Source organism: Thalassolituus sp. UBA6592 (assembly GCF_002433655.1).
Lineage (GTDB): Bacteria > Pseudomonadota > Gammaproteobacteria > Pseudomonadales > Oceanobacteraceae > Venatoribacter.
Map to the genome: position 1 here is coordinate 1 of NZ_DJIO01000127.1, position 21,549 is coordinate 21,549.

Sequence of the window (21,549 nt, forward strand, 5' to 3'; positions counted from 1 at the left end):
AGATCAGGTCTGAACTAATTCAAACTATATCTACATTGGCTGTGATTCCTCCTCCCGAGGCCAACACCTGATAGGTCAGAACTACCAGTCCACCCAAGTAAGTCCCTGATCTTGTCCGGTAAATCAGACACGCGTATTTCGCTCTGTATTACTCCCTTCAAGTCAGCTTAATAGCAACTGGAATCTGCCAGTAAACACTTCCTTTTTCTTCATTTAAACCCTGACAGCACCTTTCTGACTCTGCTTTTCTGCACAGATTTCGGCTTGCTGCCCCGCCTGAATCGTCATCATTCTGTGTATTGGTTGGCAGTTATCGGTTTCTGTGGGGAACATTCTGATCGTATTAATGCCCGACCGAATGATGCCTGCAGAGTTCGTTCTTTTTTCGAATCGCAGTGTTCAGCCCGCTTTTATCCCAGTGCGGTGACGATGTTGCTGCATGCTGTGATAGGGTGGCTCAAATTTTTACGGGAATTAATCGTATGAATAATCTGTGCCGCAGTTCCATTGCCTGTGCTGTTTTATTATCGCCATTTGCTGTTCACGCGGATGCCAGCTGGAATGTCGGGCTGGTATCGGATTACCGCTACAACGGTGTGTCGCAAAGCGAGGGAAGGGCGGCATTACAGGCTGGCGCGGGATACGGCTTTGATAACGGCTTTTACGCTGGTGTATGGGGCAGTAATGCCAGATACAACGATGACTCGGTGATGGAGGCAGACGTGTATGGCGGGTATATGTTTCCGTTATCGTCATCCCTGACGGCGGATGTGGGCTATGGCCGCTATCACTATCTGTTCTCCGATGATGTCGGTGCTTTAAATTATGATGAATATTACGCCGGTGTCACGCTGGGGACATCAACCTCCCTGTATTACTACTACACCGATGATTATCTGGGGATGGATCTCGCGCAGAACATTTACAAGCTGACCCATACCCGTGCCCTGGGCGACTATGTGCTGCGCTTATCGGTGGCTCAGACTGAAGTGAATCGTCGCGGTTTCTACGGTGATGAAAAGGACTACCAGTACGGCGATGTGTCAGTCAGCCGCAACTTTTCCGGAACTCAGCTGACGCTTGGCGTGATGGCGACGACCCTGGATGAGGATGACCGCGATTATGCTGACAGCGTGGTGTATCTGGGTGTCAGTCAGGCCCTGCCGGCTTTCCGCTGACAGGCAGGCGGGAAGAGGTGAAGGCCGGCGTGCAGATCCGTAACGGTTTGTAGCGCGTAGAGCATTGCCAACGCCATACTGACTAACCTGTCTGCAGCCGCCTGTGTTACAGGTAAAGCGGGATAAACAAGGCTAGGGTAAAAGCAATGATACTCTGGAGTACTGTATGAACGTACTGCTCACCCGTGTTCTTACGCTCGCCCTGACCTTACTGCTGTCAGCATGGTCGTTTATAACGTCAGCTGATACTAAACAGTCCGCTGATGCCTCCGCCCGGGAGCAGCGTACTGTTCATCTGGCTTCTCTCGACTGGCCACCTTACGCAGGCTCCAGCCTGCCGGGTGGCGGAGCCTCCGTCACTGTGCTGCGGGCGGCTCTGGCGGAAATGGGCTATGAACTTGAAGTGGACTTCTACCCCTGGGCACGGGTAATCACCATTGCGGCAGATGAATCCAATAAATATGCCGGCTATTTCCCCGAATATTTCAATCAGGATATCGGTCAGCAGTACCTTTACAGCGACAGTATCGGCAGTGGTCCTCTGGGGCTGGCAGAAAATACCGCCCATGAAGTCAGCTGGCATTCGCTGGAGGATCTGAGCGGTTTTTCTATCGGTATCGTCAGCGGCTATGTTAATACCGCTGAGTTCGATCAGATGGTGGCTGACGGATCTCTGAAAGCCTTCCCTGTTGTGGCAGATAAACAGAACATCCGCAAAGTGGCTTACGGCAGAATCGATCTGGCGGTGATTGACCAGTATGTGCTGGACTACATGCTGATGACAGATCCGGAGCTGATGCCACTGAAAGACAAAGTCAGAATTAATAATCATCTGCTGGAACATAAGCAGCTGTTTGTTTGTTTTAAACGGACTTATCCTCATCTTGCTGACGTACTGAATGAAGGTCTGCAGCGTATTGATGTTGCCCGTATTCAAAAGGAGTATATGAGCGATATGGCCAATGGTTTCCGCTAACCGCTGAATCCTGTTTAAGCTGACCCGTTTAGTATTTTTATGATTTGTGAGTAGAAATACCATTAATCTTTATGTGTTGCCAAACAACAGAAAAGCCATTGTTCTGCGGGCCATTTATCCTGTTGTAATTGACCAGCCGATAATAAAAATAACACGGTTAAGCACGCTTATCGGAACGTGATGACTTACATGTCCTGATGAAATTTTCAGGTGTTCAGGCGCTGAAACAAGGCTATTGTGATGGTTAAATAATCATAGGATTCATTCTATGAAAAATAATACTGCTGTATTCTCGCTGGCTTTTATTTTCTCTGTTCTGGTTCATACGGCCAGTGCCGATCATCAGCATGAGGGCGACGAATCTGTCCCGATTTCTGCTGATAAAGTTATCCATCTTGCTTCTCTTAACTGGCCGCCATACGCAGGATCCTCGTTACCAGGGCAGGGCGCGACGGTCAGTGTACTCAGAGCAGCACTGCATGAAATGGGGTATGGCCTGCAGGTGGATTTTTACCCCTGGGTCCGGGCTGTCAGTCTGGCCAGCGACAATGCCAGTATGTATGCCGGTTTTTTCCCGGTTTATTTTAATTCTGAAACGGCTCAAAATTTTATTTACAGTAGTGAGGCGGGCAGTGGCCCCCTGGGTTTTGCAGAAAATACATCGAAGCCGGTTGACTGGCATTCGCTGAACGATCTTAAAAGTTTTTCAATCGGTGTTGTGGCCGGTTATAACAACACGGAAGAATTTGACAGCATGGTCGCGGATAAACTGCTGCAGGTTCATCCGGTGGTTATTGATAAACAGAATGTCCGCAAAGTGGCGTACGGACGCATTGATCTGGCGGTCATTGATCGCAATGTACTGCATTATATGCTGTCGACAGATCCGGAGCTGAGGCCGCTTTCTGCAAAGGTTCGGATGAACGCTCATCTGCTGTAGAGCAAACAACTTTTCGTATGCTTTAAACTCAGCCTGCCGCATCTGGCAGACATTCTGGATGAAGGGTTACGGCGTATTGATGTGCCACGGATTCAACAGGCGTATATGGATGATCTGTTGAGTCGTCAGCGGGTACCGTAACAGACGGCAGAATCCTGCCGCCTGTCAGTGCGGGGATTATTCAGCTGGCAGGTAGTCTTTGATAATATCAAACAGCTCCGGACGGTTGTCGCGGATCTCGTCATGGCTCAGGCCTTCCAGAGAGTGCGGGTACTTCAGCCACTCATCGGTTTCGTGAATAAAGTAATCCGGTACACGGTCGGTCTTGTTACGCTCTGGCTTAAAGTAAGGTACTGCCACGCGGATATCGTGTGGCGTGTTCAGGCGGGCCAGGCGGCGCAGCTCATTGATGATGGCTTCGATGGAGCGGCCGGTATCATACACATCATCCACGATCAGCAGGCTGTCGGTGTGCTGGATGTTCTTCACCAGATAGTTCAGACCATGAACTTTCACTTCTTTCGACTGGTTGTCGATGCCATGATAAGACGACGTACGGATCGCAATGTTGTCGGTTTCAACGCCGTGGTAAGCCAGATATTCCTGTACTGCGATGCCCATCGGTGCACCACCGCGCCATACGGCGATCATAAAGGTCGGGCGGAAACCACTGTCGAGCACCTGAGCGGCCAGTTTGTAGGAATCTTCCAGCAGGCCCTGGGCTGATAGGTAAAGTTTGCTCATTTTGTAGTGCTCTCCGGCTGAATCTGGCTGATCGTATTAGCTGACCAATTGGTCAGGTGTTATCATACCGTTTTACCCCGGTTACTGTCACATATGAGGTCCACATGCAGAAGCGCTTTTTAGATGAAGAAACCGTCATTCAGGACGCTTTTCGTCTGGGTACGGAGATTTTCAAAAGTGGATTCCGCCCGACTTTTATCGTCGGCCTGTGGCGCGGTGGCAGTTCAGTGGGTATTTATGTGCAGGAATGCCTGCAGACACTGGGCGTTGAGACCGACCATATTGCCCTGCGGACTTCTTACAAAGGTCTGCCTGCGTACCAGAGCATGGTGGATAAGCCGGAAGACATCCGCGTACACGGCACTCAGTATCTGATTGAAAACCTCAACGTCGATGACAGCCTGCTGATCGTCGATGATGTGTTCAGTACCGGCTACAACATCAGTGCGGTGATTAACCGCCTGACTTCCAAAATGAAGCGCAATTTTCCTTCTCAGGTAAAGATTGCCACCCTCTATGAACGCAGCGGTTACAACCGTACTGACCTCAAGCCGGACTTCTGTCTGCACAGTACCGACGACTGGCTGGTGTTCCCTTACGAGCTGAAAGGCCTGAGCCGCGAGGAAATCGCTGCCAACAAGCCCTGGGTTCTGCCGATGCTGCGCGACGCCGCAGAGTAAGGCGATTGAGCTGAGCTGAAGCGGAGTTCTGCGTACTCTGGCGCAGGCTGCCTCGGTAATAATACGGTGAAAATTTACATTGCTTATGTCATCTGAACAGAACATAGGCTTGGTGAATGGCGAAAAGCCTGCGACAATGGCGCCATTAAAACCCGTTGCCGGAGGCTGCTGTTGAACCTTGACCGTATCGATCTGAATCTGCTGGTGTATCTCGATGTGCTGTTGCGTGAAGGCAGCGTCACCAAGGCAGCACAGCAGCTGGGTATTACTCAGCCGGCCATGAGTAACGGTCTGCGCCGTCTGCGTGAACTGTTTTCTGACCCGCTGCTGGTCCGTACGTCAGATGGTATGACGCCTACCGAGCGCGCGCAGGAACTGCAGCCGATGATCCGCAAAGCGCTGGGCGAGCTGGAAATGGCGCTGCAGCCGCTGGAAGAGTTCGATGCCAAAAGCAGCAACCGCGTGTTCCGCATTATGGTCAGTGACTACGCCGAATCCACTCTGGTACCTGAGCTGGTCAAGCGTCTGCGTACTGATGCGCCGGATGTGATCCTCGACGTTCTGACACCCTCTGACGTGACCTTCAAAGACGTTGAAGCGGGCAAGGTTGATATGGCCATTAACCGTTTTGATGAAATGCCGCAGTCCTTCCATCAGATGACCCTGTGGCAGGATGATTTCGTCTGTCTGGTGAACCCGCAACACCCGCTGGTCGATAAATTCGACCTCGATGCCTATCTCAGCAGTAAACATATCTGGGTAAGTAAAACCGGTATGGGTGCCGGGGTTGGTATTGATCCGGAAAAAGTCATCCGTCTTGGCTGGGTCGATAATGCCTTGTCCAAGCTCGGCCATAAGCGCAGAATCTCGGTGTTTACCCGTCACTATCAGATGCCGGCTCTGCTGGCGCTGAATAATGATCTGGTGGCCACCCTGCCACGCAAAGTGGCCGATATGCAGGCTGAAGCCGCCTCCCTTGAGGTGCGTCTGCCGCCGTTCAAAATCCCGCCGTTTGAGCTGAAGATGGCCTGGTCGCCGTTGGTTCAGCATCATCAGGCACACCGTTGGCTGCGTCGTACGATTGTCGATGTGGCTCAATATTGCTGACGGTCAATAAATAAGCAGTCAGTTTGCTTTAGCCTGACCCTGTCAGTTACCGACAGTCCTTTACGGAGCGCGTATGACAATCGTTTTTCGCGATCACCCGCTGTTGGCTCAGGACTTCATGAACGAAGAACATGAAGCCTTTGCCGATCTGCTCAACGAAGCAGAGCAGGCGTTATTGATGGGCGGGCAGGCACTGCCTTATCTGCAGCGCCTGTACCAGCATTGTGTCAGCCATTTCGCCCATGAAGAGGAAGAAATGCGACACTATCACTTCGGCCCTTATCCCGTGCATAAGCAGGAACATGACCGTGTGCTGGGCATGTTCCGCCAGCAGCTGCTGGATTTTGAAACCACGGGCAATGTGGCGCCGGTTCTGGAATTCCTGTTAGAAACCATCCCCGACTGGTTTGGTCAGCATCTTAAGACGATGGACAGAGTCACTGCCCAGTTCCTCTTTCAACAAAAGGGGGACGCCGCCTGACACAGGGAACCAGTGTCAGGCCTGGAGTAGCAGGAAATGGATCGGCAGGAGCACACACAATGTGGATGAATGGTCTGGTTAACCATCTCGTGCACTATGTTCAGAGTCATTGGCTGCATCATTGATTGCGGGTCAGTAACAGACTCATGGAATGGCTGTCAGCAGGTGCCAGGCGAATGGCATCGGCGGCAGCGTTGGCGGTCTCTACACAAAACATACGCAGATATGCATCGTCAGCGAACTGGCTGAGGCGCTGCGCTTTTTCCGTCCATGGGTTCCACACCACCGAGCTTTGGCTGCCCTGAGCATTCAGCTCGGCGCTGTAGTCATTTGTGATCAGGGTCAGAGGATCTTCACCAAAATAAATACGATCGGTTTCGCCGTTAAAGGTGATGGCGCCGGCTTGTATTTTCTCCTTCCAGTTTTCCAGCGTATCGATATAACGGCAGCCGTCGAATCCTTCGATTCGCGTAGTACCTATATCGGCTGTCGGAAAGTAGGTGTGCAGTGCCTGGGAAAAACTGACCGTATCGCTGCCGCTGTTTTCTGTGGTCAGGGTGACGCTGACGCTGCTGGCGGTAAAGCGGAATTCGGCTTCTACCTGCAGGCTGGCCTGCCACTGTTCATGCGCTGTATCCGCCAGCTGCAGTACCAGCATCAGGCTGTCATCATCCTCATCCACTTCGGTCAGTGTCCATTCACGGCCGCGGGCAAAGCCATGGGCCGGAGCATCGTCTGTTGAGGCGATGTGCTGGCGGACATTGTCCGGGTTCATAGCGGCGTTGCCGAACCAGGGCCAGCACAGCGGAATACCGCCACGCACCGAGACGCCCTGACGGAATTCTGCCTGCTCACTCAGCCACAGCCAGTTATCTTCTCCCAAAGGAGCATAGGAAATCAGCTGCGCACCCTGTAATAAGAGGTCGGCGCTGAACACAGGATGACGGATCTGCAGACAGAGCAGTTCTCCCTGCGTTATCTGAGAAACATAGCGTGCATTGGGCAATGGATTGCCGCAATTGGATAAAGACATAAAAAAACCTGTGAATAAGCGCAGAGAAGTCTGGGGTATAATGACACAACAGACTGATACTGCCAGTCCGGTACCAGTGGGCTGGGGTTATACATATTTTGCAATGCCAACAGGAGCCAGTCTGCGTGAGTCAGTCGATCAAACAAAAGCTTAAGCCCGCATTACTTGCCGCACTGGATGAAGAAATTCAGGCTGCGCTGGATGGTGCCCGGCAGGCGCATGAGACAGCATCCCATGCCGATAATAAGCCGGAAAATCAGTACGACACGCTGGCACTGGAAGCGGCGTATCTCGCTCACGGACAATCGGAACGTATCCGTGAATTACAGGATGTGCGTATTCGCATTAATCAGTGGCCGGTGGCGGATTTTGGCGCTGATGATCTGATTACGTCGGGGGCCCTGGTGCTGCTGGAACCACTGGAACGGAACGCAGAAAGTGAACGCTGGTTATGGATTACCCCGGTCGGTGGCCGTCAGTTTGCGATTGGTGGTAAAACCATTCAGGTGATCAGTACCGAAGCGCCTCTGGCGCAGCAGCTGTCTCAGCTGGCGGAAGGCGATGAAGTCACGGTCGGGCAAAAACGCTGGGAAATATCCGGCTGCTGGTAAGCGGGCCGCGATAAAGCAGGCGGTGAAAGTGCACAAAAAAGCGTGAATCCAAAGGGGATAACGCAGTTTTTTGATCAGGTATTGGCGGCGTTTTTCTTACCGGTTTAGTGACTGAACTCTTTGCTTTGCTCTTTATTATTGTCATGATGGCAGTGCCAGCAGACTTCAAAGGCTGCGCCATTTTCTTCACCGCAATTGGGGCATATCCAGTCCCGCTTAGCCTGAACAGGATCTGTTGTTTGCTCTGAGCCGGATTTGCACAGTGGCGCGATTAATTGGCTGGCGTTATCGAATTCGTGATCGTCAACCAGCCAGATCTCCGGCCAGGCATCAATAGGGGAAAGTTCACCGGCGGCAGCCATCAGGTTTTCGTTTTTTAAGAAGATAACGAAGCCGCTGTTTTCAAGAATATTTTTTACGTTGGCAACGATAATAGGGTTGGGATGTGTATAGAGCAGTTTCACGATACCTTCTCTCTGTTGTCATTATTCTGTTACCGTTCTGAATACCATACTTTGCATCTTGTATACTGTCGCCGGTCAGGTTTTCGGTGCTTTTAACATACGGCGTTACGTATTGAGTTTATACGGCTTGAGGTTCTGTGGCTCGAGGTTCTGTCGTTTGAGGTTCTGTGGCCAATGCAGCTCAATAAAAACGGCCCTGAAAATCGCAGGCTGCGTTTTTCAGGGCCGTATCTCAAAGTTACTTCTTTCAAGGTTACGTCTAAAGCGCAGCAGCCAGAAAAGACTGCTGCTTTAACGGCCTCTTACTGCAGATCGTAACGGTCTGCGTTCATCACTTTTACCCAGGCTTTTACGAAGTCTTTAACAAATTTCTCTTTGTTATCGTCCTGCGCATACACCTCAGCGTAAGAGCGTAAAATCGAGTTTGAACCGAACACCAGATCAACCCGGGTTGCCGTCCATTTCACATCGCCACTGTCACGTTCAACGATGTTGTAGGAGTTTTTACCCGTTGGCTCCCAGCGGTAGGCCATGTCGGTCAGGTTAACGAAGAAGTCGTTGCTTAATACGCCTTCGTTGTCGGTGAATACGCCATGTTTGCTGTCACCATAGTTGCTGCCGAGTACCCGCAGTCCGCCAATTAATACCGTCATTTCCACTGCGCTCAGGCCCATTAACTGCGCCCGGTCGAGCAGCATTTCCTCCGGCATGACGGTGTAGTCTTTTTTCACCCAGTTACGGAAGCCGTCGTGTACCGGCTCCAGTGGTTCAAAAGACACGGCATCGGTCATGTCATCTGTTGCGTCACCGCGCCCGGCTGCGAACGGCACGCTGATATCCACACCAGCGTCTTTGGCCGCTTTTTCGACGGCGGCGCTGCCTGCCAGCACAATCATGTCGGCCATGCTCACCGGTTTGCCGAACTCTGCGCGGATGCTTTCCAGTGCACCGAGCACCTTCTGCAGACGTGCGGGTTCATTGCCTTCCCAGTCTTTTTGTGGCGCCAGACGGATCCGGGCACCGTTGGCACCGCCGCGGTAGTCAGAGCCACGGTAAGTGCGGGCGCTGTCCCAGGCGGTAGCAACCAGTTCCGCGGTGCTCAGGCCACTGTTGAGAATGCTGCTCTTCAGGGTGGCAATATCCGCGTCTGTCGGTACGTATTCCGGTGCCGGAATTGGGTCCTGCCAGATCAGGTCTTCAGCCGGAACATCGGCCCCGAGATAGCGGCTCTTCGGACCGAGATCGCGGTGGGTCAGTTTGAACCAGGCACGGGCAAATACGTCTTCAAAATACGCCTGATCATCACGGAAACGCTCGGCGATTCTGCGGTACTGCGGATCAACTTTCAGTGCCATATCGGCATCGGTCATCATTGGCATACAGCGGATAGACGGATCTTCCACGTCCAGCGGCATGTCTTCTTCTGCAATATTGACCGGTGCCCACTGGTGCGCGCCCGCCGGACTCTTGGTCTGTTCCCATTCGTACTTGAACAGAATATCGAAATAGCCGTTATCCCATTGTGTTGGGTTGCTGGTCCAGGCGCCTTCGACACCACTGGTGACGGTATCGCGGCCAATGCCACGGGTCTTGTGGTTCATCCAGCCGAGGCCCTGTTCGTTAACATCCGCGCCTTCCGGATCCGGGCCAAGATTGGCCGCATCGCCATTACCGTGGGCTTTACCTACGGTGTGGCCACCGGCGGTGAGAGCGACGGTTTCTTCGTCGTTCATCGCCATACGTTCAAATGTCTCACGCATATCCTGAGCGGTTTTCAGCGGATCAGGGTTGCCGTCGACACCTTCCGGATTTACATAAATCAGGCCCATCATCACCGCGGCCAGTGGGTTTTCCAGATCACGTTTGCCTGAGTAGCGGCTGCCTTCACTGCCGCTGGGTGCCAGCCATTCCTTCTCTGAGCCCCAGTAGGTGTCCTTTTCCGGGTGCCAGATATCTTTACGGCCACCGGCGAAACCGAAGGTTTTGAAGCCCATGGATTCGTACGCCATGTTGCCGGCGAGAATCATCAGATCTGCCCATGACAGTTTATTGCCGTATTTCTTTTTGATCGGCCATAACAGGCGACGGGCTTTGTCCAGGTTGCCGTTATCCGGCCAGCTGTTCAGTGGCGCAAAGCGCTGGTTACCGGTGTTGGAGCCACCGCGGCCATCAGCCGTACGGTAGGAGCCGGCACTGTGCCAGGCCATGCGGATCATCAGGCCACCATAGTGCCCCCAGTCAGCAGGCCACCACGACTGGCTGTCGGTCATCAGGGCTTTGAGGTCACTCTTAACCGCTTCAAGATCCAGTGATTTAAAGGCTTCGGCGTAGTTGAAGTCTTCGTCCAGCGGATTGGTTTTGCTGTCGTGCTGGTGGAGGATGTCGAGGTTCAGGGCGTTTGGCCACCAGGCCATGGTGTCGTTACCTGTGGTGGTGTTGCCACCGTGCATAACCGGGCATTTTCCTGAGCTGTTACTCATAACCTTCTCCTTCGTCGCGTGTTCATCGCAGGCTTGGTCCGCGTCCGTATCCGGCAGCGGTTTGTTTATGTTGTGAGTTCAGGTTAGGGGAAAGGTTGCGTCTTGCCGAATTGGTTGTGTCAATACTGTTGTTAGGAAAATACTATAGGTTGGTATTTAGTTAATTCTTAATAGCTATCAGGCTGCGGGTAAGGCAGGGGAGGTAGAGGGAACTAGGTGGTGGTATCAGGCGAAAGGTAGGGCACTAGCCATGTGTTGCGGATAAAAGATTGGCCAGGCAGCAGACACAAAAAAACGGGCCAGAGCCCGTTTTTGAATTGCAGCTGTCCATCGAAACTGTGATCAGCCTTCGAGAAAGTCGCGCCATTCGATCAGCAGATCGCGCAGATCGTCCAGTCCACAGGAGGCACGGGATTCTGCGTCGTAAAAATCCATATCTTCGTCATCCAGCTCTTCGCGCGAATGTTCCTGCAGCAGTTCCTGAGCGGTAACGTCGGCGTCGTCACGGGTCAGGTAAAGAACAAAGTTGTGTCCTTTCCACTGATATTCTGTAATACGGCCTTCTTCGAGTTTTTCTATGGCATCCAGCAGTTCATCCAGCTGTTCGCTGTGATCACTCAGATCGTCGGTGAGCCACAGACCAAATGCTTCGTGGTCCATGGAGAGTTCTGCACAGGGCAGGTGGCGTTCATTAAAGTAAAAGCGGTAATCCATAGTGATCTGCTGTAAAAATCCTGCGCTGACGTTGATGGAACCCCCAGGCCGCCATATAGCGAACGGGTTGTGCATTCTATCCTAAAAACGACACCTGAAAAGCCCACAGCGGTAACTGTGGTTTTATACAAAATACCGGTTTGTATTGATAAGTCACACAACAGACTGTTGCACGCGGAATTGCGGCACCGGTAAGGAGTGTAGTTAAGTGGTGCAGTTGGCCAGAAAACAAAAAAAAGCCGCATCAGCGGCTTTTACAGCGTTCGCTTGAAAACACTCAGTCGTCGTCTTCTGCCGGTGCAAGATTCAGCGGCCAGCCGCCGAGATCTTTGTAGCGGTTGACGATAAAACAGAACAGCTCAGCGGTTTTGTAGGTGTCGTACTCGGCACTGTGGGCGGCACTGTTGTCGAAGTCGATGCCGGCGATTTTGCAGCTTTTGGCCAGAACCGTATGGCCCAGGGCAATGGCTGAAATCGAGGCAGTATCGAACGATGAAAACGGATGGAAAGGATCGCGTTTTATATCGTTACGATCAACCGCAGCGCGTAAAAAACCGTGGTCAAAATGTGCGTTGTGACCGACCAGAACCGCACGGTTACAGTCGTTGGATTTGATTTCACGGCGTACGGTCTGGAACATTTCGGTCAGTACGTCGATTTCAAATTCGGCATCACGTTCCGGGTCAAACGGATCAATGCCGGTAAAATCCAGCGCTTCCTTTTCCAGATTGGCACCATCGAACGGATGCACATTGGCACTCATGGTTTCGTGTGGATGCAGGTAACCGTCGTCATCCATACGCAGGGTGACCATGGCAATTTCCAGCAGGGCATCGGTGTCGGCATTAAAGCCACCGGTTTCAACGTCAACAACCACGGGTAAAAAGCCGCGGAAGCGTTGGGCCATCAATGATTTTTCCTGTTTCTCTTCGCTCACGCTTAATACTCCAGTTTCCAGCGCAGAGTTTCACCGGCCCGTAATGGCACGATAATGTCTTTGCCAAACGGCATTTCGGATGGCGCCTGCCAGCCTTCTTTCACCAGGGTGATTTCATCGCTGTTACGCGCCAGGCCATAGAAGTCCGGGCCATTGAAGCTGGCGAAAGCTTCGAGTTTATCGAGTGCGCTGAGATCTTCAAAAATTTCGGCGTACAGTTCGATGGCGGCGTAGGCGGAGAAACAACCGGCACAGCCACAGGCGTTTTCTTTTGCCCCTTTGGCGTGTGGTGCACTGTCGGTACCCAGGAAGAACTTATGATTCCCGCTGGCGACAGCATCCTGTAATGCCTGTTGGTGAATATTGCGCTTCAGTACCGGCAGACAGTAGAGGTGCGGTTTGATGCCACCGACCAGCATGTGGTTGCGGTTATACGCCAGGTGCTGAGGCGTAATTGTCGCGCCGATATTCTCGCCCTGGCTCATAACAAACTCAGCGGCATCTTTGGTGGTGATGTGTTCAACCACGACTTTAAGCTGCGGATGACGGCTGACCAGTGGCGCCAGAATGGTATCGAGGAAGGCTTTTTCACGATCAAAGATATCGACGTGATTGTGGGTAACCTCACCGTGTACCAGCAGTGGCATATCGTTTTCCGCCAGCGCGGCAGCGACGTCATCCAGCTTGCCGAGGTCAGTAACACCGGATGCTGAGTTGGTGGTGGCGCCGGCCGGATACAGTTTTACCGCGAACACACGGCCAGTTTCTTTGGCTTCGCGGATCATGTCGGCAGTGGTGTTATCGGTGAGATACAGCACCATCAGGGGGTCAAAATTAAGGCCCTGAGGTACGCGGGATAAAATACGGTCACGGTATTCCAGTGCCTGTTCCGCGTTCATCACCGGCGGCTGCAGGTTCGGCATAATGATCGCCCGTTTCATGACCCGGGCTGTTGCAGGCACCGTGTGCTGCAGGACGGCACCATCGCGTACGTGCAGGTGCCAGTCATCAGGGCGGGTTATGGTCAGACGATCAGTCATATTGCTCAACCTTTGGCTATTCTGAATAAGTTGCGCGCATTGTACCGGAATCTGCGCCGGAATAGGCATGCCAGCGCCCTTAATTTTCCCGGCCGCTGGCCGATACAGAGGCAACGGGCTGTCAGTTCACCACTGCTGGCAGCCAAAAGCAGCAGGCCGGGCATTCTGTTCCGGGACTATGAGCTATCCAGAGCGATGACCCATTCAAGATTATGAATATGTGGCGATTTTTACTTCTGACCCTGATTTCTCCGCTGACGCTGGCGGATGGCCCGCTGGAATACGGCAGCAGTGTCGGGGACACACGCTGGACAATAAGTGGTTCAGTATTTGATTGCAGCTTCGGCCAGGAAATACCGGATTACGGTCGCGGCGTGTTTTATCACCAGGCCGGAGAGGACGTAACCTTCCGCCTTGAAACAGACCGCAATCTGATGGATTACAGTCAGGCGCGGGTGTCGATTCTGCCGCCACCATGGCAGCCGTCAGGCAAAACCGAAAAACTGGGAACAGCGCGTATCCGCGATGAAACACCAAACCTGTCGCTGGACGAAGAACGCACCAATCAGTTTATGCATGCATTACTGGAAGGGAAGTGGCCAGCCATCAGCCACCGTACCTATTATGATCCCAACCGCTATGTTCAGGTGCACCTGTCAGCATCCGGATTTATGGACTACTACCGCCAGTATATGGAGTGCGTAAAGCAGCTGTTGCCGATGAATTTCGGTCAGATTGCGCGTTCCAAAGTACTGTTCGGCAGTGGTGAGGAAATGATTGATAAGCGCGATATGGCAGTGCTGGATCGCATTGTGTTCTACATAAAAAACGATCCCAGGGTGTTTGCTGTCTACCTCGACGGGCATTCCGACAACGTCGGTCGCCGCTACGATAACCGTCAGACCTCCAAGGCCCGGGTGGAAGATGTGGAACGCTATTTCATTAAACAGGGGATTAATCCGGAGATGATTACGACCCGTTTTCACGGCGACCGTTACCCCATCGCCAGCAATGCCACCGCGGCCGGGCGCGCGCAGAACCGTCGTGTCACCATTCGTCTGGAACAGCGGGCGGATATGGAAATTCCACCGGAGCTGATGTTCCGGCCCTCAGCGCGTTAAACGTGTGGGCCGGAATGTCTGCTGGTTCAGAGATCCTTGATCTGACGGTAATAGACGATGTCTTCGATGGTCAGTACCGGCATATCGTGCCGCTCACCAAAGGCAATGATTTCCGGCGTTTTGGCCATGGAGCCATCAACGTTGGTCACTTCACACAGAACGCCTGATTTCGACAGGCCCGCCAGTCTCATCAGATCCACGGTGCCTTCGGTATGGCCACGGCGTTCCATCACCCCACGGCTGCGGGCACGCAGCGGAAACACATGGCCAGGTCTGGCCAGATCGGAGGCCTTTGAACCTTCAGCGACCGCGGTTTTAATGGTCGTGACCCGGTCGGCCGCGGAGACGCCGGTGGTAACGCCATGCTTAGCTTCGATGGATACGGTAAAAGCCGTCTGATTAGCGCTTTCATTGTTCACCACCATCGGCGGCAACTGCAGGTGATCGGCGGTTTCGTCCGGCAGGCACAGGCAGACAATGCCGCTGCCTTCGCGGATCATCAGCGCCATTTGCGCCGGGGTCAGGTGATCGGTGGAAAAGATCAGGTCACCTTCGTTTTCGCGGTCTTCATCATCCAGCAGCAACACGCCGCCGCCATTGCGGAGCGTTGTTAATGCCTGTTCGACACGTTCGACTGGGGACTGTTTAAGCAGTGAATGATCACTGACTGAGGTCAGCGCAGGTTCAGGTGATAAAGCGGCCAGAGAGTTGGTCTGATTCATGGTCATACTCCAGAGAAAACATGAATCAGGGCTGATAGCAGGAGGGCCAGCACAAGAACTGTACCGGCAAACAACAGACGCGCAGCTGTAACCGGCAGCAACGCTGACCGGCGACAGGTGTTTTGCATGTCGCTTATCCTCTTTCATCCGGACTGTAACCGTCGGCTCTGGCATCTGACCAGATCTGCTGACCCCGCCATGATCAACACAGCAGGCGCTCGTGGGCTTGTGCTGCGTTCTCACGCCTGCACCTACCACCGGTGGGGAATTTCGCCCCGCCCTGAGAATAAACGGCTGTGATTAACAGACCGTGCCGCCAGTTTAAAAAGAGCGTGATAAATCAATCAAGATGGCCAGCTGGAACAGCCTGGTGCACATGACAATGAAGGCAGAAGTCTGATTGGCAACATGGTGTAGGTAGTATTCATTCCAGTGTGCTTACAAAGCTGCCAAACGGGGCGTAATTTGACTAATACTGTCTTAATTCTGAGGTAGTATGGCGATGTAATAACCTGGGTTGATCATGGAATTGGACACGAGATGTCTGATCAGAACGTAAGGAAATGCTATGACCTTTAATATTAAGCCCCGCACTGCGTTGGCTGTGGCAGTAACCAGTTTTCTGCTGACTGCCTGTGGAGGTGGCGGTTCATCTTCTTCCGGTGACACGCCGCAGCCCAACGACCCGCCAACACCAGACGAGCCAGTAACCCCGGATGAGCCTCAGGTACCTGATGAGCCTTCGTTAACCAGCGTATCAGGTGCCGGTGTTAAAGGCCCCCTGGCCAATGCTGATGTCGCTCTCTATACCCTGGATCTTGCTGCCACGGATTTGCGCGGCGATACGATCAGCACAGCATCCACCGGACCGAATTCATTTATTCAGGGACTGACCCTGCCGGAAGGCTATGCCGGTCAGCAATTGTTGCTGGTGATCAGTGCCAATGATGGCACGACGGACATCAATACAGGCGCTGCGCCCATCATTACGTCACTGACCAATGTCATTTCCGCGGATGCGATTATTGCTGGCAATGATGTGTACGCGACACCTCTGACGACCATGGCTGTAGAGCTGGCAACGGCAAAAGCTGACAGCACGTCAGCCCCTTACAGCGGCAACGGTGACGGTGAGCTGTCAGCGGCTGAGTTCACCTCGGCGTTGCAGATTGCTGCCGGGCAGGTTAAGTCAACTCTCGGCTTTGGCCTCAACAGCGATTTCGATATTTACACAGCTGTGCCTATGGTGACGTCTGACACAACAGACATCGCGTCACAAACCTCCGTGGTTCAGTATCGCCAGGCGATCGAGTCTCTGGCGGTGGTGATCAATGATCTGTCAACCAATGTGCTTGGGGGCACTTCAAGCTCAGATGATGTACTTGCTGCGCTGGTTGATGACCTGACTGACGGCACAATTGATGGTCAGTCCGAAGACGGTGATGTCGAAATCTTCACCGACGTTGAATCCAGTGAACTGCAGGACTCAGTGACCCAGGATGTTTCGAATATGACGGTGCCCGGAACCACCACCACGATTGCGGATATCGCTTCCTTAGTTGAGGAAGAAACAAGCTCCACGGGCGTTGATGATCCGGGCACTTTACCAACGGTGACACCAGGAACCGGGGTGGCCGTTTCAGATATCGACGGTGACGGCATTGCCGACGGCGCCGATAACTGCCCGACAATAGCAAACGCCGATCAGGCAGACAGTAACAGTGACGGTATTGGCGATGTCTGTTCAGGCATGGTCTGGAATGAAAGCAACTGGAATCAGAGTAACTGGCAGTAACCAGTAACGGATTATAAAGCGGAGATTATTATGAACTTTACCAAGATAGCAGCAGGAGCAGCGTTACTCTCAGCAGTGGTCGTTGCTCAGGCAGATACCGTAGACAGTGGTGCAATGACCACGTTTACAGCGGGCTCACCGGCGCTGGCAGAGGATGTTAACGGTAACTTTACTGCCATCACAACCGCGGTAGATGATAACGCTACCGATATCGGTACCAATGCAGCAGCGATCGCCGACAATGCCTCAGATATAGCAGATAACGCTGCTGGTGTTAGCACCAATGCATCAGGCATTGCTACAAATGCATCGGGTATCAGCACCAATACCGGAGGCATTGCTTCGAACGCTGCAGCAATTACCAACAATGCTACTGGCATTGCCGATAATACTGCTGCGATCAGCAGCAACAGCGCAGATATCAGTGCGAACAGTGGCCTGATTTCAGAAAACGCTGCAGCAGTCAGTGCTAACTCCACTGATATCAGCGTCAACAGTGGTCTGATTTCAGATAATGCTGCCGCAATTGCTATTAACAATACTGCTATTTCTAATCTTGATACTGTCGTTAATGGTAACGGTGACGGAATCGACACCAACGCTGCGGCTATCGCTGCTCTGCAGGCGACCGTGGCATCGCTGCAGAGTCAGATCGATGATCTGGAAACCGGCAGCGGTACCGGAACTGGACCGGCAGAAGTCACTGAAGCGGCGGATCTGGTTGGTCGTGAATACTGTGTGATTTCCAGCTTCAGTGGTGCGGATTCTGATCCTGGCAATGGCTTTGCGCGGATAAACCAGGGTACTGAGGTTTTGAATTTCAACATTACCAGCGCGACTCAGATGAGTGTTGTAACGGTAGTGAACAACGAATATGAGCTTGGTATGAACCTCGCTTATGACGCTGTGAATGATACGAATTACCTCACCAGTCAACTGGACACCAGCCTGACTGATACCACTGATATGACAGTAGACATTACCGGGCTATCGAATGGTGTGATGTCCACTAGCATTGGGATTAATTTTTACGTGAGTAAGTATGGCGATGTGATGATTGCCCGCGAGTATGATCCCTCGGAAGGTATCTGGAGCAGCGTCATAATCGCAGTTGAGTGCCGCTGAGCGCCGCGGTAACCAAAAGCGACGCATGGTTTTCCACTAACGCTGTGACGTCGTCTTGACTGGATAAAAGGGCCGCATCCCGTTAGAATGCGGCCCTTTTCTTTTTCCGTCGCTTTACAGCACGCCGGGTCCGGCTTGCGGGGCCGGCGGCTGATTTCATCTGGAGACATTCATGTCAGACATCAAAAAAGTCGTGCTGGCCTATTCCGGTGGTCTGGACACATCTGTGATCGCCAAGTGGCTGCAAACCGAATACAACTGTGAAGTTGTGACCTTTACCGCTGACCTGGGTCAGGGCGAAGAAGTGGAACCGGCCCGCGCCAAAGCAGAAGCCCTGGGCATCAAAGAAATCTTTATTGACGACCTGCGTGAAGAATTTGCCCGTGACTTCGTATTCCCGATGTTCCGCGCTAACACCATTTACGAAGGTGAATACCTGCTGGGTACATCCATTGCCCGTCCGCTGATCGCCAAGCGTCTGATCGAAATCGCCAATGAGACCGGTGCTGATGCCATCGCTCATGGTGCTACCGGTAAAGGTAACGATCAGGTGCGTTTCGAGCTGGGTGCTTACGCGCTGAAGCCAGGCGTGAAAGTGATTGCACCATGGCGTGAATGGGATCTGACTTCCCGTGAAACTCTGATGGCATACTGCGATAAGCACGACATCAAAGTTGAGAAGAAAGCCGGTAAGAAATCACCGTACTCCATGGATGCCAACCTGCTGCACATTTCTTACGAAGGTGACCTGCTGGAAAACCCATGGAACGAGCCGGAAGAAGACATGTGGCTGTGGTCTGTGTCTCCGGAGAATGCTCCTGACGAACCGACTTACATCACCATCAGCTTTGAAAACGGTGACCCGGTTGCCATCGACGGTGTGAAAAAATCACCGGCAACCATTATGGAAGAACTGAACAAAGTTGCGGGCGCTAATGGTATTGGCCGTGTGGACATCGTTGAAAACCGTTATGTTGGCATGAAAGCCCGTGGCTGTTACGAAACACCAGCTGGTACTGTTCTGCTGAAAGCACACCGTGCGATTGAGTCCATCACTCTGGACCGTGAAGCGGCGCACCTGAAAGACGAGCTGATGCCAAAATATGCCAGCCTGATCTACAACGGATACTGGTGGTCCCCAGAGCGTAAAGCGCTGCAGGCTGCTATCGACGAAACCCAGAAAGTGGTTGCCGGTGATGTGCGTCTGAAACTGTATAAAGGCAACGTTATCGTTGTTGGCCGTCAGTCCGAAGGTTCTCTGTTCGATGAAGCCATCGCCACCTTCGAAGACGATGCCGGTGCTTACGATCAGAAAGACGCTGCAGGCTTTATCAAGCTGAATGCTCTGCGTCTGCGTACTGCTGCCAAGAAAGGTCGTGACCTGCTGTAAGCGGTCAGACGTTGCACAGAAAAGAGCGCTGCGGCGCTCTTTTTTTTGGTCTTTTTCTGTCCCTGAGATGTCCCGAAAAGGGAGGCAGCAGTTGAGAATGTCAGGGGGAATGTCCGGGCCGTTTTACTGTCTCAGGTGGTAATAATATCGAAACGATATCGGATAACAGGCGGGGAGTGGGCATGAAAGAGCAGGCGGATACCAGTACGAATAGCAATACGAATCCCGATGATCAGGAGCGCGCACTGGGAAAAATACGCCGTCGCCTGATAAAGCTGTTCTCTCTGTGGTTGCTGATCCCGGTGATATCCGTATCGTCACAGGTCTCTCCGTCGTTGCCGGAAACCTCTCAGGCCTATCTGCTGACGGGATTCGTCAGCCTCGCCGTTTTTCTGATTTCCGCTGTTTTTATTTGGTTTTACCGGCACCTCTTTCACATGTTGTGGTCGGACACTGCCATTCGTATTCGTCTGATTGTTCTGATTCTGTCTGTGCCATTTCTCAGCGTGCCACTGGACATCAAGGTGTCCGGAATGAGCAATGTGCCGGTGTTTGTTTATCTGGTGTTCTGGAGTTCGCTGGGCTATTCCATTCTTTTCAGTGACAAAGCCACATCGCTGCTGAAAACCTACCTTCAGCGGCAGCCGGGAAACGCTGAAAAGGATCGTTCCGCTGATCGTGATCATCAGGGGAATGCTGGCCAATAACTAAGTAAAATCACGGAAGATCAATATAAAAAGCCGCTGAAATAGCCGCTGTAAAGCAATCGCTGTAGCCGCTGGTTAGTCTGGTTGCACAGACTTTTCCAAAACTGTCCAGCTAAAAAGATTGTTTTAAAAACGCCGATTTTTAAAAACCGGATCTCTCCTCAGAATATCCCTGTGTGCTCTGATGGAGGTGTTTTATGTCGATCCCGACGTCCTTTCTTTCGACCTGGCAATTCTGGGTGCTGGCGGTCTTTGTTGTATCCGTGCTGTATATCAATCTGCGCGGTAACCGGCGGTTATCGTTTGTTGCACAGTTAAAAGATCATTCCACCGTAATGGCGCCGGTGAATGCCTTTCTGGCATTATTTTCAAAGATCAAAACCGAACCTTACCCGGATCGCAGTCATTTTCCTGAGCTGCAGGAAATCCGTGAGCACTGGCAGCAGATCCGCGATGAAGCCGAAGCACTGCAATCCGGTGGCCTGATTCAGGCGGCGGGTAACAACGATGACCTTGGTTTCAATTCATTTTTCAAACGCGGCTGGACCCGCTTTTACCTGAGCTGGTATGGCGTGACACCGCCGTCTGCAGAGCAATATGCGCCGTTTACCTGCAATCTGATTAAACGCTACCCGAATATCCGCGCAGCCATGTTCACCCGCTTGCCAGCCGGCGGGGAACTGCGCCAGCACCGTGACCCTTACGGTGGCTCACTGCGTTATCACCTCGGCCTGTCGACACCGAACAGCGACGATTGTCATATTCTGGTGGACGGTATTCCGTACGCCTGGCGTGATGGCGAAGACGTCATCTTTGATGAAACCTACCTGCATGAAGTGCATAACAATACGGATCAGGACCGTCTGATCTTTTTCTGTGACATAGAGAAACCCATGCGCTTTGCCTTCGCCACCTGGTTTAACCGTTTCTTCAGTGCGCTGGTGCTGAAAGCGTCGGCGTCTCCCAATCAGCCATCGGATAAAACCGGTTTACTGAACCGTATTTACCAGCTGATTTATTACCGCGTTACTTCGGTTTTTAAGCGCCTGAAGCGATATAACCGGAATCTCTATAAAGTGGTTAAGTACGCGTTGATTATGTTGGTGATGGCCGGCTTCTTTTATTCCTGGCGGGTTGCTTCCTGAGGGGTGTTTGAGGAGTGTCTGAGGCTTTCCTGATGGAGTGCCTTCTGAGCGCATCTGCTGATTTAAAAACACGCTGCGGCGCAATGTTGCCCTACTGTTTTAAACAGATCCTTTTATAAAAGGCTTTTCATGCCACAAAGCCTTATGCCTCCTGGGGGA

At 52.5% G+C, this 21,549-nt stretch carries 21 protein-coding genes and 1 riboswitch; of the genes, 13 read left to right on the plus strand and 8 right to left on the minus strand.

Translation table 11 applies throughout. The features are described 5' to 3' along the window. The first annotated feature begins 482 nt into the window (after positions 1-482). The 3 genes from B2Z72_RS11835 (at position 483) to B2Z72_RS11845 (ending at position 3,094) form a co-directional block, all read left to right on the plus strand. Entirely contained in the window at positions 483-1,178 is a 696-nt protein-coding gene (locus B2Z72_RS11835) for a TorF family putative porin (RefSeq protein ID WP_296983918.1), read from the plus strand. A 166-nt stretch (positions 1,179-1,344) separates the two neighbouring features. Further along, positions 1,345-2,154: a substrate-binding periplasmic protein gene (locus B2Z72_RS11840; RefSeq protein ID WP_296983917.1), complete on the plus strand. Its 810-nt coding sequence runs from the start codon at positions 1,345-1,347 to the stop codon at positions 2,152-2,154. Positions 2,155-2,422: 268 nt separating this feature from the next. Further along, positions 2,423-3,094 (plus strand): substrate-binding periplasmic protein, encoded by a 672-nt coding sequence (locus B2Z72_RS11845; protein ID WP_296983915.1) that lies wholly within the window; start codon positions 2,423-2,425, stop codon positions 3,092-3,094. A 177-nt stretch (positions 3,095-3,271) separates the two neighbouring features. Here B2Z72_RS11845 and B2Z72_RS11850 read toward each other — a convergent pair whose 3' ends face one another. Continuing rightward, positions 3,272-3,838 (minus strand): phosphoribosyltransferase, encoded by a 567-nt coding sequence (locus B2Z72_RS11850; RefSeq protein ID WP_296983912.1) that lies wholly within the window; start codon positions 3,836-3,838, stop codon positions 3,272-3,274. Positions 3,839-3,942: 104 nt separating this feature from the next. On the opposite strand from B2Z72_RS11850, the gene B2Z72_RS11855 reads away from it, so the two are divergent. The 3 genes from B2Z72_RS11855 (at position 3,943) to B2Z72_RS11865 (ending at position 6,106) form a co-directional block, all read left to right on the plus strand. Continuing rightward, positions 3,943-4,518 carry a phosphoribosyltransferase gene (locus B2Z72_RS11855; RefSeq protein ID WP_296983911.1) on the plus strand — a complete coding sequence of 192 codons (576 nt, stop codon included), beginning with the start codon at positions 3,943-3,945 and terminating at the stop codon, positions 4,516-4,518. Between the two features lie 171 nt (positions 4,519-4,689). After that, positions 4,690-5,625 (plus strand): LysR family transcriptional regulator, encoded by a 936-nt coding sequence (locus B2Z72_RS11860; protein WP_296983910.1) that lies wholly within the window; start codon positions 4,690-4,692, stop codon positions 5,623-5,625. A 73-nt stretch (positions 5,626-5,698) separates the two neighbouring features. After that, the gene (locus B2Z72_RS11865) at positions 5,699-6,106 is read left to right on the plus strand and encodes a bacteriohemerythrin (RefSeq protein ID WP_296983908.1); all 408 of its coding nucleotides are present in this window, start codon (positions 5,699-5,701) and stop codon (positions 6,104-6,106) included. A 118-nt stretch (positions 6,107-6,224) separates the two neighbouring features. Here the strand turns inward: B2Z72_RS11865 and B2Z72_RS11870 are convergent, their stop codons facing one another. Next, the gene (locus B2Z72_RS11870) at positions 6,225-7,139 is read right to left on the minus strand and encodes a D-hexose-6-phosphate mutarotase (protein WP_297004920.1); all 915 of its coding nucleotides are present in this window, start codon (positions 7,137-7,139) and stop codon (positions 6,225-6,227) included. A gap of 125 nt (positions 7,140-7,264) precedes the next feature. Here B2Z72_RS11870 and B2Z72_RS11875 point away from each other — a divergent pair, with 125 nt between their 5' ends. After that, positions 7,265-7,750 carry a hypothetical protein gene (locus B2Z72_RS11875; protein ID WP_296983906.1) on the plus strand — a complete coding sequence of 162 codons (486 nt, stop codon included), beginning with the start codon at positions 7,265-7,267 and terminating at the stop codon, positions 7,748-7,750. 104 nt (positions 7,751-7,854) lie between these two features. On the opposite strand, the gene B2Z72_RS11880 is transcribed toward B2Z72_RS11875, so the two are convergent. From B2Z72_RS11880 to pyrC, 5 genes are all read right to left on the minus strand, one after another. After that, a complete protein-coding gene (locus B2Z72_RS11880) occupies positions 7,855-8,214 on the minus strand; it encodes a DUF2007 domain-containing protein (RefSeq protein WP_296983905.1) in 360 nt (119 codons plus the stop codon). 302 nt (positions 8,215-8,516) lie between these two features. Further along, positions 8,517-10,694, minus strand: a complete 2,178-nt coding sequence (gene katG, locus B2Z72_RS11885; protein ID WP_296983903.1) for a catalase/peroxidase HPI — start codon at positions 10,692-10,694, stop codon at positions 8,517-8,519. A gap of 342 nt (positions 10,695-11,036) precedes the next feature. Further along, complete coding sequence (locus tag B2Z72_RS11890) at positions 11,037-11,408, minus strand: YacL family protein (RefSeq protein WP_296983902.1); 372 nt, start codon at positions 11,406-11,408, stop codon at positions 11,037-11,039. A 277-nt stretch (positions 11,409-11,685) separates the two neighbouring features. Further along, positions 11,686-12,315 carry a ribonuclease T gene (rnt, locus tag B2Z72_RS11895; RefSeq protein WP_296983919.1) on the minus strand — a complete coding sequence of 210 codons (630 nt, stop codon included), beginning with the start codon at positions 12,313-12,315 and terminating at the stop codon, positions 11,686-11,688. A gap of 32 nt (positions 12,316-12,347) precedes the next feature. Further along, positions 12,348-13,385, minus strand: coding sequence for a dihydroorotase (gene pyrC / locus B2Z72_RS11900; protein WP_296983900.1), 1,038 nt, complete (start codon positions 13,383-13,385; stop codon positions 12,348-12,350). A gap of 218 nt (positions 13,386-13,603) precedes the next feature. Here pyrC and B2Z72_RS11905 point away from each other — a divergent pair, with 218 nt between their 5' ends. Further along, positions 13,604-14,506, plus strand: a complete 903-nt coding sequence (locus B2Z72_RS11905; protein ID WP_296983899.1) for a flagellar protein MotY — start codon at positions 13,604-13,606, stop codon at positions 14,504-14,506. A 26-nt stretch (positions 14,507-14,532) separates the two neighbouring features. Here the strand turns inward: B2Z72_RS11905 and ribB are convergent, their stop codons facing one another. After that, the gene (gene ribB / locus B2Z72_RS11910; protein WP_296983898.1) at positions 14,533-15,228 is read right to left on the minus strand and encodes a 3,4-dihydroxy-2-butanone-4-phosphate synthase; all 696 of its coding nucleotides are present in this window, start codon (positions 15,226-15,228) and stop codon (positions 14,533-14,535) included. Positions 15,229-15,359: 131 nt separating this feature from the next. Continuing rightward, positions 15,360-15,520: riboswitch (FMN riboswitch) on the minus strand. 276 nt (positions 15,521-15,796) lie between these two features. On the opposite strand from ribB, the gene B2Z72_RS11915 reads away from it, so the two are divergent. From B2Z72_RS11915 to B2Z72_RS11935, 5 genes are all read left to right on the plus strand, one after another. Next, positions 15,797-17,023, plus strand: a complete 1,227-nt coding sequence (locus B2Z72_RS11915; protein WP_296983897.1) for a thrombospondin type 3 repeat-containing protein — start codon at positions 15,797-15,799, stop codon at positions 17,021-17,023. 30 nt (positions 17,024-17,053) lie between these two features. Then, a complete protein-coding gene (locus tag B2Z72_RS11920) occupies positions 17,054-18,148 on the plus strand; it encodes a hypothetical protein (protein ID WP_296983896.1) in 1,095 nt (364 codons plus the stop codon). Positions 18,149-18,320: 172 nt separating this feature from the next. Continuing rightward, positions 18,321-19,538, plus strand: coding sequence for an argininosuccinate synthase (locus B2Z72_RS11925; protein WP_296983895.1), 1,218 nt, complete (start codon positions 18,321-18,323; stop codon positions 19,536-19,538). 182 nt (positions 19,539-19,720) lie between these two features. After that, positions 19,721-20,245 carry a hypothetical protein gene (locus B2Z72_RS11930; RefSeq protein ID WP_296983894.1) on the plus strand — a complete coding sequence of 175 codons (525 nt, stop codon included), beginning with the start codon at positions 19,721-19,723 and terminating at the stop codon, positions 20,243-20,245. Between the two features lie 197 nt (positions 20,246-20,442). After that, positions 20,443-21,390 (plus strand): aspartyl/asparaginyl beta-hydroxylase domain-containing protein, encoded by a 948-nt coding sequence (locus B2Z72_RS11935; RefSeq protein WP_296983893.1) that lies wholly within the window; start codon positions 20,443-20,445, stop codon positions 21,388-21,390. Positions 21,391-21,549 lie beyond the last annotated feature (159 nt).

What these genes read in the sequence shown, in the direction of transcription:
- B2Z72_RS11935 (WP_296983893.1), top strand. Translation starts at nt 20,443, where the DNA reads ATGTCGATCCCGACGTCCTTTCTTTCGACCTGGCAATTCTGGGTGCTG.
- B2Z72_RS11870 (WP_297004920.1), bottom strand. Translation starts at nt 7,139, where the DNA reads ATGTCTTTATCCAATTGCGGCAATCCATTGCCCAATGCACGCTATGTT.
- B2Z72_RS11840 (WP_296983917.1), top strand. Translation starts at nt 1,345, where the DNA reads ATGAACGTACTGCTCACCCGTGTTCTTACGCTCGCCCTGACCTTACTG.
- B2Z72_RS11850 (WP_296983912.1), bottom strand. Translation starts at nt 3,838, where the DNA reads ATGAGCAAACTTTACCTATCAGCCCAGGGCCTGCTGGAAGATTCCTAC.
- B2Z72_RS11835 (WP_296983918.1), top strand. Translation starts at nt 483, where the DNA reads ATGAATAATCTGTGCCGCAGTTCCATTGCCTGTGCTGTTTTATTATCG.
- katG (WP_296983903.1), bottom strand. Translation starts at nt 10,694, where the DNA reads ATGAGTAACAGCTCAGGAAAATGCCCGGTTATGCACGGTGGCAACACC.
- rnt (WP_296983919.1), bottom strand. Translation starts at nt 12,315, where the DNA reads ATGGCCCAACGCTTCCGCGGCTTTTTACCCGTGGTTGTTGACGTTGAA.
- B2Z72_RS11845 (WP_296983915.1), top strand. Translation starts at nt 2,423, where the DNA reads ATGAAAAATAATACTGCTGTATTCTCGCTGGCTTTTATTTTCTCTGTT.
- ribB (WP_296983898.1), bottom strand. Translation starts at nt 15,228, where the DNA reads ATGAATCAGACCAACTCTCTGGCCGCTTTATCACCTGAACCTGCGCTG.
- B2Z72_RS11925 (WP_296983895.1), top strand. Translation starts at nt 18,321, where the DNA reads ATGTCAGACATCAAAAAAGTCGTGCTGGCCTATTCCGGTGGTCTGGAC.
- B2Z72_RS11930 (WP_296983894.1), top strand. Translation starts at nt 19,721, where the DNA reads ATGAAAGAGCAGGCGGATACCAGTACGAATAGCAATACGAATCCCGAT.
- B2Z72_RS11865 (WP_296983908.1), top strand. Translation starts at nt 5,699, where the DNA reads ATGACAATCGTTTTTCGCGATCACCCGCTGTTGGCTCAGGACTTCATG.
- B2Z72_RS11915 (WP_296983897.1), top strand. Translation starts at nt 15,797, where the DNA reads ATGACCTTTAATATTAAGCCCCGCACTGCGTTGGCTGTGGCAGTAACC.
- B2Z72_RS11905 (WP_296983899.1), top strand. Translation starts at nt 13,604, where the DNA reads ATGTGGCGATTTTTACTTCTGACCCTGATTTCTCCGCTGACGCTGGCG.
- B2Z72_RS11890 (WP_296983902.1), bottom strand. Translation starts at nt 11,408, where the DNA reads ATGGATTACCGCTTTTACTTTAATGAACGCCACCTGCCCTGTGCAGAA.
- B2Z72_RS11855 (WP_296983911.1), top strand. Translation starts at nt 3,943, where the DNA reads ATGCAGAAGCGCTTTTTAGATGAAGAAACCGTCATTCAGGACGCTTTT.
- pyrC (WP_296983900.1), bottom strand. Translation starts at nt 13,385, where the DNA reads ATGACTGATCGTCTGACCATAACCCGCCCTGATGACTGGCACCTGCAC.
- B2Z72_RS11920 (WP_296983896.1), top strand. Translation starts at nt 17,054, where the DNA reads ATGAACTTTACCAAGATAGCAGCAGGAGCAGCGTTACTCTCAGCAGTG.